Raw genomic sequence first — 15,141 nt, 5'->3', positions numbered from 1 at the left:
CCTCCTACCAGGTCCGAGACGGCGGGTCTTCGTCGTCGAGGGAGCCGATGATCCGCCGGCCGGGCTCGCCGAGGTTGTCGAAGACGGCGCCTTCGATGCGGTAGGCGGGGGCACGGCGTTCGGTGTCGCCGCCACCGCCCTGGGCCCCGCCCATGGCGCCCATGCCGGGCATCCCGGACATCGACGAGCCGGCCGCCCCGGTGGGTCCGGACGGGCCGCCGGCCGCCGACGCGAACGCGGGCTGCGGCTGGACGGGACCGGCGCCGGTGTGGGCACCGCCGGAGACGGGCGATTCGCCGAGCCCGGCGCCGGACGGGTCGAAGCCGGCGCCCGAGAAGCCGGAGGCGGCGTGGGCGCCGCCGATGCCTGCGGGGTGGGAGCCGCTGCCGCCGCCCGTGTGGCCGGAGCCGCTGCCGGGCGAGCTGTCGCCGGCGTGGTGCGAGCCGCCGTCGCCATCGTGCTTGGAGCTGCTGCTGGGCGAACCGTCGCCGGGGCCGTGGTGCGAGCCGTCGCCGCTGGGGTGCGAGCTGTCGCCGCCGGGGTGCTGGGCGAGGTCTTCGAGGGTTCCCCGGTGGGTGGGGAGGTCGTCGACCTGCTTCGCCGGTGTGTCGCCGAGGGCGCTCGCCGGCTTGTCGTCCTCGCCCAGCGTGTAGGTCGTCGGGGTGCCCTTGCCGTCGTCGACGGTCACCACCGTCGGGCCGTCCGGGCCGTCGGGGCGCTCCGCGGTGATCTCGAGGTCGCCGTCGCGGATGTGGATCTTGCCGTCGGTGCCGGGGCGGTACGTGTCCGGGTCCGTCCCTTGTGGACTGTCGCCGGGCTTGGCTTCGGACCAGTTGAGCTTGAAGTCCTTCGGGGCGCCCGGTCCGTCGCCGACCTTGATGTCCATCTTGCCGTCGTGGTCCGGCTCGGTCATCTCGAAGGTCTTGTCGCCCTGCTTGACCTTCAGGACGTCCGGCTCGTCGTCGCCCTGGTCGTCGCCGAGGAGGCCGTCGGGCTTGCCCGAGGCCTCTCCGGCGCCGTCGCCGGACTCCGTCTCGATACCCGGACCGCTGAACTCCTTCAGCGCATCCGCAGCCTTCTTCTTCGCCTCCTCCGCCGCCTGCTCGGCCGCGGCCTTGCCATCGTCACCCGAACCGGAGTCCGAGCCAGAGCCCGAACCCCCTCCGGCGCTGTCACCGGACTCCGTCTCGATACCCGGACCGCTGAACTCCTTCAGCGCATCCGCAGCCTTCTTCTTCGCCTCCTCCGCCGCCTGCTCGGCCGCGGCCTTGCCGTCGTCACCCGAACCGGAGCCCGAGCCAGAGCCCGAACCCCCTCCGGCGCTGTCACCGGACTCCGTCTCGATACCCGGACCGCTGAACTCCTTCAACGCGTCCGCAGCCTTCTTCTTGGCCGCTTCGGCAGCCGCGGCCGCCGCGTCCTGGCCGCTGTCGGACGGCGGCGGCACCGAAGACGGTGTCGTGCCGTCGGATCCCGGACCGCTCCCCGAACCCGCGCCGCCGCCCGAACCGAGGCCGGCTCCGGCTCCGGAATCGGTCTGGATGCCCGGGCCGCTGAACTCGTTCAACGCCGCCGCGGCCTTCTGCTTGGCCTCTTCGGCGGCCTGCGCCGCCTGCTGCTTGGCCGCTTCGGCCGCGGCCGCGCCGTCGTCCTGGCCCGACGAGCCCGAGCCACCGCCCGTGGCGCCACCACCGGACGGCGTGGACCCGTCCGGGATCGGCGGCACCGAGCCGCCCCCACCCGAACCCACACCCGAACCGCTGCCGGACCCCGCACCGCTCGGCAGGTCGGTCCCCGAGCCCCCGCCGGGCGCACCGGCCCCCGCATCCGTCTCGGGAATCGACGGCACCGGCCCACCGGACCCGGCACCCGAGCCGCCACCGGAACCCCCGGCGGACGCACCGGCCCCCGAACTCGTCTCGGGAATCGACGGCACCGGCCCACCGGCACCACCGGACCCGGCACCGCCCGAACCCGACCCACTGCTCCCGGCCCCACCCGAGCCGCCACCGCTGCCGAACCCACCGGAGCCCGAGCCCGCCCCGGTGCCCGAACCACCGGGGCCACCGCCCGCACCCCCAGCCGTACCGGCCCCGCCGGAACCCGAACCAGCAGGACCGCCGCCCGCACCGCCAGCCGTACCGGCGCCACCGGAACCAGAACCCGGCCCACCCGGCAGCGAAACGCCCTCGAACTCGTTCCGGATCCCGCCCATCACCTTGTCGAGCGCGTCGTACGCCTGGTCGACCAGGTCCTTCGTGTCCTTGCAGGTCTTCACGAACCCCTGGTACAGCCGGTCCCACATGTCCGGGTTGAACTGGTTCTGCACCCACTGCTTGGCCAGGTCCTGGCCGTGCTTCTTGATCTCGTCGCCGTCGCAGCAGCCCTGGTCGTTGAGCGTCTTGACCAGGTTCGTCCCGAAGTTGAGGTCCATCCAGCCCGCGATCTGGGCCAGGTCCTGCTCGTTCCCGTGTTCGCCGTTGGCGACGGCGACGACCTTCTGCGCCATCGTGTAGTCGGCCTTGCCGACCAGATCGGTGTACATCCCGATGACCGCGTCGGCCTTGCCCTTGCACAGCTGGAACACCGTGGTGGCCGTGTTCAGCGTGGCCTCGCTCGCGGTGCCGAGCGTCTGGGACAGCTTCGCCGCCTTCGGCTGGATCTTGTCGTTGTAGGTGTCCGACGCGGCATCGGCTCCCGCGCCGCTCCAGCTGCCGAACAGGGTGCCCAGCTGCGAGCCGGTGTCCTGGAGCGTCCGGTCCACCGTCTCCGAGCCGCGCTTGAAGTGCCCCGCGTCGGCGACGAAGTCCGCGAAGCTGATCCCGCGCTGCTCGTCGAACGGCGTGCGGATGTCCTTGTCCAGGTCGAGCGCGCGGGTGTTGCCGCGGCAGTCGGCCGGGATCTTCGCGAGCAGCGACCCGAACGTCTCGAACACCTTCAGCGCGGGCGCGGCCGCGTCGAAGATCTCGTCGGAGGTCTTGGTCCCGCCGCTGCTCTCGGCCGACGGCGGCTGGGTCTCGTCGAGCTTCTTCTTGCCGTCGTCGACGGCTTTCTTCTCCTGGTCTTCGTTGTAGCTGTTCTGGTCGCCGCTCTGCTTCGCCTTGTCGTAAGCCTCATCGACGGACTGGCCGGCGAACAGCGGGTTGGCGTTGTACGCGTTCGCGTACTTCTCGGCTTCCTGCCGCTTCTGCTTGATCTCGTCCGGCTCCTGGTCGGCCAGGAACGGCGGCGGTGGCGGGTTTTCCCGCAGCCAGCTGCTGATCAGCGCGCTCTTCTGCGCCGGCGGCACGCTCGGGTCGTCGAGGATCGCCTTGACGTCGGACCACTTCTTCTTCTCGGCCATCAGAGCGAGCCCCCGGCGTTCGTGATCGCGCCCGCCTGGTTGTCCTCGTTGGCGCTGTAGCTGGAACCGGCGGTGCCGAGGTTGGTGCCGAACGAACCGAGAGTGCTGCTGTAGCCGGAAACCGCGGCCCACAACGCCTGCGCGCCCGCGGTGTACTTGGCCGCGTGCGCGCCGTGCGCCCGGCCGAACTTCTCCGCCGTCACCTGCGCCGTCTGCAGATCCGGGTTGTCGTCCAGCAGGTGCTCCGCCAGGTCCCCGATGGTCTTGGACGCCGCCGATAACGCCTCGGTCGTCGCGGTGTATCCCCCGCCGCTCATGTCAGCGCCCCTTGCCTCTCAGTGCGTCCGCGAGCACTTCGGCCACGGACCCCACGTCGGTGAACCGGTCGAGCCGGTCCAGGTCGATCGTCACGCCGTAATAGATCTCCAGCGCCGCCAGCAGCTTGATCCGCCCCTTCGAGTCGATGCCCAGCTCCTCCAAGGGCGCATCGGGCTCGACGAGAGCCGGGTCGAGCCGGAAGGTGTCGCAGACGACCTTCGTGACCTCGGCGCGGTGATCACCCACGGTCGCCACCATAACGTGCTTTCGCGGCCGACCGGGCGACCTTGCCGCTCGATGTGCGCGGAAGGCCACCGGAAGGGACCAGACGTACCGCGCGCAGCGTGAGGCCGTGTTCGCGCGACACCGCGCGCAGCACCGCCCGGGTCACCTCCCGGTCGTCGGCTTCGGCGCCGCGGACCCGCTCGGCCACCACGACCGCGCCCTCGCCGTCGTCGTCGGCCACGCCGAACGCGGCGACCCGGTCGCGGCGGATCGCCGGGTGGGCCTCCCCCGCCGCCGCTTCGATGTCCTGCGGGTGGAAGTTGCGGCCGTCGATGACGATGAGGTCCTTGAGCCGTCCGGTGACGTACAGGTCGCCGCGGTGCACGACGCCGAGATCGCCGGTGCGCAGCCAGCCGCCGAGGCCGTCGAGCTCCGCGCCGAACGCTCCTGCGTCGCCGCGGCCCCAGTAGCCGTCCGCGACGTTCTCCCCGTGCACCCAGATCTCGCCGACCAGGCCTTCGGGCTGCTCCCGGCCGTCCTGGACGATCCGGACGAGCTGGCCGACGGGACGCCCGACCGACACGAGTTCCTGGCCGCCGTCGGTTTCGACGGCCCGGCCCTGCGCGAGGGCTTCGCGGTCGAACACCGCGCCGCGCGGCCCTTCCTCGCCGGCGCTCGCGACGTACACGGTGGCTTCGGCGAGCCCGTACGACGGCCGCTGCGCCTCCCGCCGGAACCCGCGTGGCCCGAACACCTCCTGGAACCGCTCGATCGTGCGCGGCCGGACCGGTTCGCTGCCGTTCAGCGCGACCCGGACTCCGCTCAGGTCGAGGTCTTCGCCGGTGTCGCTGTCGGCGGCGAGGTCGTAGGCGAAGTTCGGCGCGGCGGTGAACACCGCGGGGTACTCCGCCAGCTGCCGCAGCCACCGCGCCGGCCGGTGCACGAACTCGGCCGGGGCCATGAACACCGATCGGCCGCCGGAGAAGACCGGCAGGCAGAGCAGCTGGATCAGGCCCATGTCGTGGAAGAAGGGGATCCAGCCGGCGCAGGTGGTGCCCTCGTCGACACCGTAGGCGAGGCTGCCCTGCCAGCAGGCGGCGACGATCGCGCGGTGCGGAATCACCGCACCGGCGGGCTCGCGCGTCGAACCCGACGTGTACTGCAGGTACGCGGGGCTGTCCGGGGTCGCCGGCACCGGATCGGCGCCGGGCCCGGTGAGTTCGTCGACGACCACGACGGGCTCGTGCTCGGGCAGCCGCGCCGCCTCGGCCGACGACGTCAGCCACACCCGCGCGCTCGCGTCGGCCAGGACACCGGCGAGGCGGTCCGCCTGCGCGCGGTTCGCCGGCACCATCAGCGGGACGGCGATCAGCCCGGCGGCCAGCGCGCCGAAGAACGCGAGCGGGTAGGCCAGTTCCTGGCCCGCGAGGATCGCGACGCGCTCCCCCGGCGCGGCCACCCGGCGCAGTTCGCCCGCCACCACCCGGACGCGGGCGGCGAACTCCGCCCACGTCAGCGTGTGCTCCACGCCGCGGACGTGGTCCTGGTGGGTGAACAGCGGCCGCTCGTCGCCGTCGCGGGCGAACAGGCGCTCGACGATCGACGTGCGCAGCACGGCCTCGGGCACGGTCGCCGGCGTGGTCGGACGAGGCACGACGGCAACCTACCGGGCCGCCGAAACCAGGTTCACCCCCGGGGCGAGCCCGGGTACGGTCGCAGACCATGGCCGTACCGGAAGCGCTGGTCTCCGCTCTCGCGGACGAAGACCGGCTGCAGCTCTTCGCCCGCATCTGCACCGCCCCCGACGGGCTCGAGGCGGCCCAAGCTCCGGCCAAGCTCGCCAAGCGGCTGGTCGACGCGGGACTCGTCACCGAGGCCGGTGGCCGCTACCGGGCCGTGCCGTCGGTGTTCCGCGACGCGCTCGCGAAAGCCCCGGTCGATCCGCTCGACGCGCTCTTCCGCCACGGGCGGCTCGTCTCGATCCCGCACTCGGGCAAGCGGCGGCAGCTGCTGCTGGCCCACCTCGCCGAGCGCTTCGAACCCGGCCGGCTCTACACCGAGCAGGACGTCCGCGAGAAGCTCTCGATGGTCCACGACGACCACGCGACGCTGCGCCGCTACCTCGTCGACGAAGGCCTGCTGCAGCGCAGCAACGACGGCGGCGCCTACGGCCGTCCGTCGGAAGCCCGCGCCGCCGGCTGAGTCGCCGGGAGGTCGAACAGCGCCAGCACGCCCGGATCGGCGAACACGACGTTGTGCGCGACCTGACCGTCCCGCACGGTGAACACCTGCAGCGTGTGCAGCCGGAACACGCCGGCGTCGTCGCGGCAGTAGGCCACGAGCGCGGGCAGCCCATTGGCGGCCGTGCGCGTCATGCGCCAGTCCGGGCCGCGCATGCCGAATAGGCGCTCCAGGAACCGGCCGTAGTCGTCGCGGCCGCGGAACCACAGCGGCACCGGCGGCATCTCCATCACGACGTCGTCGGTGAGCAGCTCGACCAGCCCGGTGACGTCGGCGCGTTCGAACGCGCGCACGTACCGGTCCAGGACCGCTTCCACCGCGGAGTCGTCCGGTTCGGGCACCTCGTCCGCCGACAGGCCGCCGAGTCCCGCGCGGGCGCGCTGCAGGGCGCTGTTGACCGCGGCCGGGGTCGTGTCGAGGAAGCCGGCCACCTCCGCCGCGCTGAACTCCAGGACGTCCCGCAGGATCAGCACCGCGCGCTGCTTCGGCGGGAGGGTCTGCATCGCCGCCAGCAGCGCCAGCCGGAGGGTGCCGCGGCGGGCCAGGCGCAGGCCCGGGTCGTCGAGGCGGGCATCCGGGAACGGCTGCAGCCAGGGGATTTCCAACGAGGGCGTCAGCGGCGCACCCGGGTCGTCGCTCGGGCCGCCGAGCCCGGAGGGCAGCGGCCGCCGCGCCCGCCCCTCCAGCGCGGTGAGGCAGGCGTTGGTGGCGATCCGGTAGAGCCAGGTGCGCACCGAGGCGCGGGCGGGGTCGTAGCCCGCCCACGCCTTCCACGCGCGGACCAGCGTCTCCTGCACCAGGTCCTCGGCCTCGTGGACCGAGCCGAGCATGCGGTAGCAGTGCGCCAGCAGCTCACGCCGGTGCGGTTCGGTGCGCGTCGCGAAGTCCTGCATCGTTCTCCCGTCCGGCCGGCTCCCGGTGGGTGTACCGGCGCCGCCGCCGGGATTCATCGACGGCGGGAGAACCTTTTCTACTCCAGGTCGCCGAAGTCCTCCGGCCGCAGGTCGTCGAGCTCGGCCCGGAACCGGGCCACCTCGGCCTCGGCGTCGAGCACGTCGGCGGCCGGGCCTTCGGTCTCCTGCTCGACCTCGAGCTGCACGGACGCGACGTCCAGCACCTCCTCGGCGACGCGGATGGGCGCGCCCTGGCGCAGGCCGAGCGCGACCGCGTCGCTCGGGCGGGCCGAGACGCGGGTCCCCGAGGCGAGCACGAGGTCGGCGTAGAAGATGCCGTCCCGCACCTCGGTCAGCTCGACCGCGGCGAGCCCCTGGCCGAACGCGGCGAGCACGTCGCCGAGCAGCTCGATGGTGCCCGGGCGCGGCTGCTCGACCTGTTCCCGCGCGCGCACCAGGGCTTCGGCCTCGCCGTACCCGATCATGATCGCGAGCCAGCGACGGGCCCCTTCGGGCTCGCGCAGCAACATCAGGGGCGCCTCACCGGGCACCGGAACGGCCATGCCCACCACTTCGATCGGGATCACGCTGACCACCGCACCCTCCGTGTCGTGGGACTCCTCCGCGCGCGTAGTACCCACAACGGCGGGTTCGCAACCCGGTCCGGCGGCCCAGATTTCCCGGACCGGCTCTTCTCGGCTGCGGAGTCCGCGCCGGTGCCTTGCCCGGCCACGCCGGGCGCTGTCACCGTCGGGGCGTGGAACCGACGATTTCGCGCAGGGTGACCGTGTCCGCCGACCCGGGCACGGTGTGGTCGTGGGTCACCGACCTGCCGCGGATGGGCGAGCTGAGCCCGGAGAACGTCGGCGGCCGCTGGCTGGGCGGCGGCGGACCGGCCCTCGGCGCGCGGTTCCGCGGCCGCAACCGCAACGGCGAGCTGCAGTGGTGGACGCGGGTGCGGGTGGTCGCCTTCGAACCGGACCGCCGATTCGCCTTCGACGTGCGCACGCCGCTCGGCTCGCGGGTGTCGCGGTGGGAGTACGTGCTGGCGCCGGCGGCGGAGGGCTGCGTCGTCACCGAGAACTGGTACCGGATCGGCAGCTGGGTGGTGCGGAAGTTCATGGGGCCGCGCGTCACCGGCCGCGCCGACCGCCCCGGCTACAACGTCGAGTCGATCGAGCACACGCTCGCGGCGCTGAAGGCCCGGGCCGCGGAGCGCGCGGCCGCCTGAGTCTCTTGTTGAAACCCAATGTGTCCAGCTAGGTTGTTTTATCGAACCTAGGAAGACCATGACCCACCCCCCGCCGAAGCCCGGCCTCGTGCTGCTCGTCGTGTCGACCGCCGCGTTCCTCGCGAGCCTGGACACGTTCATCGTCACGATCGCCTTCCCCGGCATCCGGGCCGCGTTCCCCGGCGACGGCCTCGCGACGCTTTCGTGGGTGCTCAACGGCTACACGGTGCTGTTCGCGGCCTGCCTGGCCCCGGCCGGGCGGCTGGCCGACCGCTACGGCCGGCGCCGGCTGTTCCTCGCCGGCGTCGCGGTGTTCACCCTCGCCTCGGCGGCGTGCGCGGCGGCGCCCTCGATCGGCGTGCTGATCGCCTTCCGCGCGGTGCAGGCGATCGGCGCCGCGCTCGTCATGCCGACGTCGCTCGCGCTGCTGCTGACGGCGTTCCCGCCGCACCGGCGGCCCCTGGCCGTCGGGGTCTGGGCGTCGGTGGGCGCGGCGGCCGCGGCCCTCGGCCCGCCGGTCGGCGGCCTGCTCGTCGAAGCCTCCTGGCGCTAGGTGTTCCTGGTGAACCTGCCGATCTGCGCGGTGACGCTGCTGGCCGGGCCGCGCGTTCTGCGCGAGTCGCGGGACACCTCGACCGGCGTCCCGGACGTCCTGGGTGCCGCCGGGCTGCTGGTGGGTGTCGGCGCGCTGGCGTACGCGCTGGTCGAGGCGTCCGACCGGGGCTGGGGTGCGCAGCCGGTCCTGCTGGCGTTCGCGGTGGCCGCCGTCGCGCTGGCCTGGGTCCCGTGGCGCTCGGCGCGGCACCCGGTGCCGGTGCTGGACCTGCCGGCGCTGCGCGTCCCGACGCTGTGGCTGGCCTGCCTGACGACCGGGGTGTTCGCCGCCGGGTTCGCGGCGATGCTGTTCGGCAACGTGCTGTTCCTGACCTCGCTCTGGCACGACTCGATCCTGGTGGCCGGGCTGTCCCTGGCGCCGGGGCCGCTCGTGGTGGTCGGAGTCTCGATCCTCGGCGGCCGGTTCGTGCACCGCTCCGGCCCCGGCCCGGTGGTCGCCCTCGGCGGCGTCGCGTTCGGGGCCGGGGCGCTGATCTGGTTGCTGCGCATGGGATCGACGCCGGACTACGCGGCGGCGATGCTGCCCGGCCAGCTGCTGACCGGCCTCGGCGTCGGGCTCATCATGCCGAGCCTGTCGGGCGTGGTGGGCACGGTGCTCCCGCCGTCCCGCTGGGGCGCGGGCTCGTCGATGGTGAACACGGCCCGGCAGGTCGGCACGGTCCTGGGCACGGCGGTGCTGGTCGCGGTGTTCGCGGGAACGCCGGACCTCCCCGATTTCCGCCGCGGCTGGCTGATGATCCTGACCACGGCGGCACTCACCTGCGCGGGCGGAATCCTGATCGCCCTGCGGCGGCGGACCGACCACCACGTCGAGCAGCCTGCCGCAGCCGTCGTGAGTGGTAAGGCGGGTTAGAACCCGCCTTACCACTCACGAGGCCCAGGCGCGGTCGAGAGCCGCGAGTCCGGCGTCGATGCTCGTCAAGGGGATGGAGCCGTAGCCGAGGACCACGCCCTGGCGCGGGAAACCGCCGCACAGGTCCGAAAGCGTCTGGATCGCCGCCCCGGCCGCGGCCGCCCGGGCGGCGATCGGCTCCAGGTCCGTCTCGTCGTCGGCCATGGCGCACAGGTGCAGGCCCGCCGCCGACGGCACCGGGGTGAGGCGGCCGGCGAAAACCCGCTCCAACGTCGTCGTGATGCGCTCGTGGCGGTCCGCGTACACCTTCGTCGCGCGGCGGAGGTGACGGGCGAACAGGCCTTCGTCGATCAACCCCGCCAACGCGGCCTGCGCGGGCAGGTCGCCGTGCCAGCCCGACAGCAGGCGGGCGTGGTGCAGCGCGTCGCGCAGCGAGGCCGGGGCGATCAGGAAACCCAGGCGCAGCATGGGAAGCAGCGTCTTCGAGAACGAGCCGACGTACGCGACCCGGCCGTCGCGATCCAGGCTCTGCAGGGGTTCCAGTGGCCGGTCGGAGAACCGGAATTCACTGTCGTAGTCGTCCTCGACGACGACCGCGCCGGCCCGCTCCGCCCACGCCAGCAACGCCGTGCGCCGGGCGAGGGACATCGGCGTGCCGAGCGGGAACTGGTGCGAAGGCGTGACGTACACCAGTTTCGTGCGCGGCGGCAGCGCGGCGACGTCGAGGCCTTCGCCGTCCACCGGCACGCCGACGACTTCGGCGCCGTGCGAGGCGAACAGCAGCCCGGCCATCCGGTACCCCGGCTCCTCGACGGCGACGCGGTCGCCGGGTTCGAGCAGCACCCGGCACAGCAGATCCAGGGCCTGCTGCGCGCCTTGGGTGACGAGCACGTCGTCGGCGCCGGCGCGCACCGAGCGGGAGAGGCCGACGTGCCGGGCGATCGCCGCGCGCAGCCCGGGGTGGCCGCCGGGCTCGGCGTAGTGCGCGAATCGGGCGGTGCCACGCAGTTCCCGGGCCAGCAGGCGCCGCCAGGTGTCCAATGGAAACAGCGTGGCGTCGGGGATGCCGACGCGGAAGTCGAACAGCGGGTCGGGTGCCGCGGCGGCCGGGGCCGGGAGCGATCGCCACACCGCCTTCGGCCGCGGCCCCCGCGCCGACGGGGCCGTGCGCGGTTTCGGCGCCGGCAGTTCCGCGCTGACGTAGGTCCCGGCGCCGACGCGGCCGGTGAGGAACCCGTCGGCGGTGAGGCGGTCGTAGGCGACCGCGACGGTGTTGCGCGAGACGGCCAGGCGCCGGGCCAGTTCCCGCGTCGGCGGCAGCCGCTCCCCCGCGCGCAGCCTGCCGTCCAGCACCGCGTCGCGCAGCTGGCGGTAGATGCGGACGCTGAGGTCGCCGCGGCCGGCAAGGCTGACGTGGAAGTCCATCCGGCGAGGCTACATTGGCCCAATCTCTTTGGCTGGAATTGGATCTGGGATCGGGCCAAGTTCCGTCCTACCGTTTCTCCCATGACAGCGCTTCTCGAACGTCCGAAGACCCGGCCTGCGGCCCGGCTGCTCGCCGCCGCCCAGCTGGTCGCCTCGCTCGGCGACGGCGCGTTCCTGACGTGCTCGGTCCTGTTCTTCACGCGGATCGCCGGCCTCACGCCGGCGCAGGTCGGGCTCGGCCTCACGCTCGGCTGGGCGGTCGGCTCGGTCGCGGGCGTGCCGCTCGGGCACCTGGCCGACCGCCACGGCGCCCGCGGCTCGGCCGTGCTGCTGGCCCTGGCGACGGCCACGTCGATCCTGGCGTTCCTCGTCGTCCGCTCGCCGGTGGCGTTCATCCTGGCCGCGTGCGTCTACGGCAGCTGCCAGACCGGGCTGGCCGCCGTCCGCCAGGCCCTGCTGGCCGCCCTCGCCGATCCGGAGCGGCGGACGCGCGTCCGGGCGCACCTACAGTCCGCGGGCAACGCGGGGCTGGCCGTCGGCGCCGGACTGGGTGGCCTCGCGCTCTCGGCCGACACGGCTTCGGCGTACCTGACGGTCTTCGTCCTCGACGCGGCGGCGTTCGTCCTGACGGCGGCGCTGCTTCACGCGCTCCCGGCGGTTCCGCGGACTTCCGCGAACCGGGGAGCACCGAAGTCGGCCGTGCTGCGCGACCGGCCGTACGCGCTGGTGACGCTGCTCAACGCGATCCTGCTGCTGCGCATGCCGCTGCTGAGCGTCGCGATCCCGCTGTGGATCGTCGAACGCACCGCGGCGCCGGGCTGGACGGTGTCGGCGCTGTTCGTGCTGAACACGGTCGTGGTGGTGGTCCTGCAGGTCCGCGTGGCCGGACGGCTCAGCTCACTGGACTCGGCGGCGCGGATGGTGCGCCGGTCGGGGGTGGTGCTGCTGGCGTCCTGCGTGGCGTTCGCGCTGTCGGCGTTGGGGACGTCGCCGCCGGTCGCGTTCGCGGTGCTCGTCGCCGGGGCGCTGGTGCAGGTGCTCGGGGAGATGCTGCAGTCGGCGGGCTCGTGGGAGATCGGCTTCGCGCTGGCCCCGGCGGGCCGGCAGGGCGAGTACCAGGGGTTCTTCGGGAGCGGAATCTCGGTGGCGCGAGCGATCGGCCCGGTGCTGCTGAGCACGGTGGTGATCGGCTGGGGCTTCGCGGGGTGGCTCGTGCTGGGCGCGGTGTTCCTGGCGGCGGGCTGGGCGATGGGCCCGGCGGTCCGCTGGGCCGCCGCCACCCGCTGACCCCGAGGGCGCCGGTTACTCGCTGACCTGGGCCGCCGCGGTCTGGTGCAGGGAAAGGTCCTGGCCCGCGGCCGCGTCGTCCGCCCAGGCGCCCGATTCCGCCGTCCACGTCCGGCCGGCGAAACTCACCTTGTCCACGCCCAGCGCCTCCGCGCGGCCGACGAGCCAGGTCGCGTACGTCCAGCCCTGGGCCGCCGGATGGGGACCGCTCAGCCCCGCCGTGCCCAGCTCCGCCGACGCCGCTCCGGCGACGTCCGCGGGGGCCGCCAGGGTCAGGTTGCGGCAGGTCAGCGCGGCCGGGAACTGGCCGTTGAACGCCGCCGCCATGGCGCGGCCCTGCGGCTCCCACTGCGCGTACGCGTCCGGGACGCCCGACCGCTGCACCGCCTGCGCGGCCACCGTGATCGGCAGCGTCTCCCAGTTCGGCAGCTTCTCGAGCTTCTCGTAGAACTCCGTCGCCGCGTAGACCGGGTCGCGCAGCTGCGCGATCGTGCCCCAGCCCTGGCTGGGCCGCTGCTGGAACAGCCCGACCGAGTCGCGGTCACCGCCCTCGAGGTTGCGCAGCTTCGACTCCTGCAGCGCCGTCGCCAGGGCGACCGTCGCCGCGTGCGCGGGCAGCCCCATCTTGGTGCCGACGGCCGAGATCGTCGCGGCGTTGTTCATCTGCTCCGGGGTGAACGTGTAGGCGGTCGCGCCGTCCCCCGGCAGCGCCACCGTGCACCCCGGCGTCTTGACCGAGCCGCGCGTGTACGCCACCACCACGACGACCGCCGCGACCAGCACGACGACCGCCCCCAGGACCATGGCCAGCTTCAGGCCACAACCGCGCACCCTGCCTCCCCGTCACCCGTTCGCACCAGTCTGCCAAAGGAGGACGCGGTGACCCGCGTGCGGGTTCAGTGGGCGGGGCCGAGGAAGATCGGATTGGACAGGGCGACCATGGCGTTCGGCACCGTCGTGTTCGGGCCACCGGACGGGCGACGGACCTCGACGCGCACCCACCGGCTGTAGCGGGGGTAGGTCGTCCAGGTGACCGTCGCCGCGCCGGAGTCGCCGATCGGCTCGGTGCGTTCCGGGCCGAGCTGGTCGAGGAACGTCACCGTCGTCCCCGGCACCCCGGCGACGACCGCCTTGACCGTCACCGGGGTCCCGGTGCCCGCGGCCAGCCGTTCGCCGATGCCGGCGCTCGCGCCGCCGCCGGAGACCGTGAAGTCCAGCTGGACCGACGCCGACTCCGCCAGCCACGAGCGGCCCGCCTTCAGCCCGGCCAGCAGCTCCCGGCGGCGCAGCCGGTCGGCGAGCACGACCGTGTGCGGCAGGCCGACGCGCTGGTCCGGGTGGTGCGCGTCGGAGTCGCCGATCGCCGGGACGAACCGGCCGCCGCGCAGCAGCCCGTCCCAGTGGACGACGCTCGCCTCGTCGTCCTGGGTCCACGGGCCGTTCCAAACCTCGACCAGGTCGGCGAGCTCGTGGGCGAATTCGTAGGTGCACCCGAAGCAGGTGGCGAACGGGTGCGCCGCGGTGACCAGGCCGCCGGCGCGGTGCACCTGGTCGGTGAAGCGCCGGAAGTCCCGCGGGTCGCCCGCGCGATAGCGCCAGTCGACCCAGGTGCCGGCGGGCAGGCCGATCGCCGGCCAGTGCCCGGACCGGGTCGTCACTTCTTCGCCGTTGAGGATCAGCAGGTCGTCGGTGGCGTGGTGGCCCCAGATCAGCTGCGAGCTGGACGTGTTGTGGTCGGTGGAGACGATGAAGTCCAGGCCGGCGGCGCGGGCGTCGGCGACGAGCTGCTCCGGCGTGCGGCGGCCGTCGGAGTGGACGGTGTGCAGGTGGCTGTCGCCGCGGTACCAGGCGCGGCCGCGCTCGCGGGCGGGCGCGGTCTCCGGCGTCGGGCTCGGGACGAAGGGGGCGCCTTCGGGACCGAAGGCGAGCGTGATGTCCACCCGGTAGTTCAACCCCTGCGGGGCGACGGTGTACGGACCGAGGACGACGTGCCACCGGCCGGGCTCGATCGGGCCGGCGAGGTAGCCGGGCGTGGCCTCGGACGCGCTGATCGAGAACCGGTCGCGGAAGCCACCCGACCAGCCGCGGAAGCCGCGCGCGTTGCCCAGCTCGTGGCCTTCCGGACCGAACATCCCGATGTCGCAGGCGTTCCCCCGCGTTCCGGCGGGCACCGGCGGCTTGTCGTAGGAGTAGGCGACGTCGATCTGCCGCACCCCGCGCGGGACGTCGACGGGCAGGTAGTACCAGTCCGGCACATCCGGTTTCAGCGTGCCCGTGACGGTCTGCGTCCGGCTCGTACCACCCGGCTGATCGGCGAACGCGACGCCGGGCAGCATCCCCGCGGCCGCCGCGATCCCCCCGGCCCGCAGCAGCGTCCGGCGGCTGAAGTCGTTCATGCGCACCTCCGCATCGGACGCTAGGCGCGCCGGGCGAACGCGGCCACGAACCGGCGGTGAACTTTCGGCGGCATCAGCGGCGTTTCGCCAAGATCCGGGCGGAGAACAAGTCACGTGCCGTCGCGGCCGGCTGCGCCAGTTTCATCCCGCCATCGTGGCCCGGCCGGCCCGGCGCGCGCCTCCCGGCGAGCTGTCCACTGTGGCCGGTGGCCGCTGACCGGTTCACGGGCCGGCGCAAAAACGGGCCACGGAATCGGTGCAGCGCTGAAAAAATTGCACTGAAGACGTGGCAAAAAGAGGTATCCGAACGTTTT

At 73.5% G+C, this 15,141-nt stretch carries 13 protein-coding genes and 1 pseudogene; 4 read left to right on the top strand and 10 right to left on the bottom strand.

What is annotated here, in order from left to right; all coding sequences use genetic code 11:
* Nucleotides 1-4 precede the first annotated feature (4 nt).
* The 4 genes from ACFPLC_RS33080 to ACFPLC_RS33065 are packed head-to-tail and all read right to left on the bottom strand — an operon-like array spanning nucleotide 5 to nucleotide 5,540.
* Nucleotides 5-3,343, bottom strand: a complete 3,339-nt coding sequence (locus ACFPLC_RS33080; RefSeq protein WP_378207034.1) for a WXG100 family type VII secretion target — start codon at nucleotides 3,341-3,343, stop codon at nucleotides 5-7.
* Nucleotides 3,343-3,660: a hypothetical protein gene (locus tag ACFPLC_RS33075; protein WP_378207031.1), complete on the bottom strand. Its 318-nt coding sequence runs from the start codon at nucleotides 3,658-3,660 to the stop codon at nucleotides 3,343-3,345. The genes ACFPLC_RS33080 and ACFPLC_RS33075 overlap by 1 nt, the downstream gene beginning before the upstream one ends.
* 1 nt (nucleotide 3,661) lies before the next feature.
* Nucleotides 3,662-3,907, bottom strand: coding sequence for an acyl carrier protein (locus ACFPLC_RS33070; RefSeq protein WP_254896682.1), 246 nt, complete (start codon nucleotides 3,905-3,907; stop codon nucleotides 3,662-3,664).
* Nucleotides 3,900-5,540: a fatty acyl-AMP ligase gene (locus tag ACFPLC_RS33065; protein WP_378207028.1), complete on the bottom strand. Its 1,641-nt coding sequence runs from the start codon at nucleotides 5,538-5,540 to the stop codon at nucleotides 3,900-3,902. The genes ACFPLC_RS33070 and ACFPLC_RS33065 overlap by 8 nt, the downstream gene beginning before the upstream one ends.
* Before the next feature lie 68 nt (nucleotides 5,541-5,608).
* Between ACFPLC_RS33065 and ACFPLC_RS33060 the strand changes: the two genes are divergently transcribed.
* Nucleotides 5,609-6,088 carry a DUF2087 domain-containing protein gene (locus ACFPLC_RS33060; RefSeq protein WP_378207025.1) on the top strand — a complete coding sequence of 160 codons (480 nt, stop codon included), beginning with the start codon at nucleotides 5,609-5,611 and terminating at the stop codon, nucleotides 6,086-6,088.
* Here ACFPLC_RS33060 and ACFPLC_RS33055 read toward each other — a convergent pair.
* On the bottom strand, nucleotides 6,052-7,020 hold the full coding sequence (locus ACFPLC_RS33055; protein WP_378207023.1) for a sigma-70 family RNA polymerase sigma factor: 969 nt from the start codon (nucleotides 7,018-7,020) through the stop codon (nucleotides 6,052-6,054). The genes ACFPLC_RS33060 and ACFPLC_RS33055 overlap by 37 nt on opposite strands.
* A 77-nt stretch (nucleotides 7,021-7,097) precedes the next feature.
* A complete protein-coding gene (locus tag ACFPLC_RS33050; protein WP_191306603.1) occupies nucleotides 7,098-7,616 on the bottom strand; it encodes a bifunctional nuclease family protein in 519 nt (172 codons plus the stop codon).
* Between the two features lie 161 nt (nucleotides 7,617-7,777).
* Between ACFPLC_RS33050 and ACFPLC_RS33045 the strand changes: the two genes are divergently transcribed.
* Nucleotides 7,778-8,251, top strand: coding sequence for an SRPBCC family protein (locus ACFPLC_RS33045; protein ID WP_378207021.1), 474 nt, complete (start codon nucleotides 7,778-7,780; stop codon nucleotides 8,249-8,251).
* Nucleotides 8,252-8,309: 58 nt separating this feature from the next.
* Nucleotides 8,310-9,719: pseudogene (locus tag ACFPLC_RS33040) on the top strand (MFS transporter).
* Nucleotides 9,720-9,734: 15 nt separating this feature from the next.
* Here ACFPLC_RS33040 and pdxR read toward each other — a convergent pair.
* Nucleotides 9,735-11,144 carry a MocR-like pyridoxine biosynthesis transcription factor PdxR gene (gene pdxR / locus ACFPLC_RS33035; protein WP_378207018.1) on the bottom strand — a complete coding sequence of 470 codons (1,410 nt, stop codon included), beginning with the start codon at nucleotides 11,142-11,144 and terminating at the stop codon, nucleotides 9,735-9,737.
* 81 nt (nucleotides 11,145-11,225) lie between these two features.
* Between pdxR and ACFPLC_RS33030 the strand changes: the two genes are divergently transcribed.
* Nucleotides 11,226-12,431 (top strand): MFS transporter, encoded by a 1,206-nt coding sequence (locus tag ACFPLC_RS33030; protein ID WP_378207017.1) that lies wholly within the window; start codon nucleotides 11,226-11,228, stop codon nucleotides 12,429-12,431.
* Between the two features lie 15 nt (nucleotides 12,432-12,446).
* Here the strand turns inward: ACFPLC_RS33030 and ACFPLC_RS33025 are convergent, their stop codons facing one another.
* The 3 genes from ACFPLC_RS33025 to ACFPLC_RS33015 all read right to left on the bottom strand — a co-directional run bounded on the left by ACFPLC_RS33025 (nucleotide 12,447) and on the right by ACFPLC_RS33015 (nucleotide 15,053).
* A complete protein-coding gene (locus tag ACFPLC_RS33025; RefSeq protein ID WP_417281635.1) occupies nucleotides 12,447-13,262 on the bottom strand; it encodes a hypothetical protein in 816 nt (271 codons plus the stop codon).
* A 65-nt stretch (nucleotides 13,263-13,327) separates the two neighbouring features.
* A complete protein-coding gene (locus tag ACFPLC_RS33020) occupies nucleotides 13,328-14,833 on the bottom strand; it encodes a CehA/McbA family metallohydrolase (RefSeq protein ID WP_378207014.1) in 1,506 nt (501 codons plus the stop codon).
* Nucleotides 14,834-14,900: 67 nt separating this feature from the next.
* Complete coding sequence (locus ACFPLC_RS33015) at nucleotides 14,901-15,053, bottom strand: hypothetical protein (protein ID WP_378236008.1); 153 nt, start codon at nucleotides 15,051-15,053, stop codon at nucleotides 14,901-14,903.
* Between the last annotated feature and the right edge of the window lie 88 nt (nucleotides 15,054-15,141).

Source organism: Amycolatopsis plumensis (genome assembly GCF_042652605.1).
Lineage (GTDB): Bacteria > Actinomycetota > Actinomycetes > Mycobacteriales > Pseudonocardiaceae > Amycolatopsis > Amycolatopsis plumensis.
The sequence above is the reverse complement of the archived record's forward strand: the minus strand, read 5'-3'. Positions and strand labels throughout refer to the sequence as shown.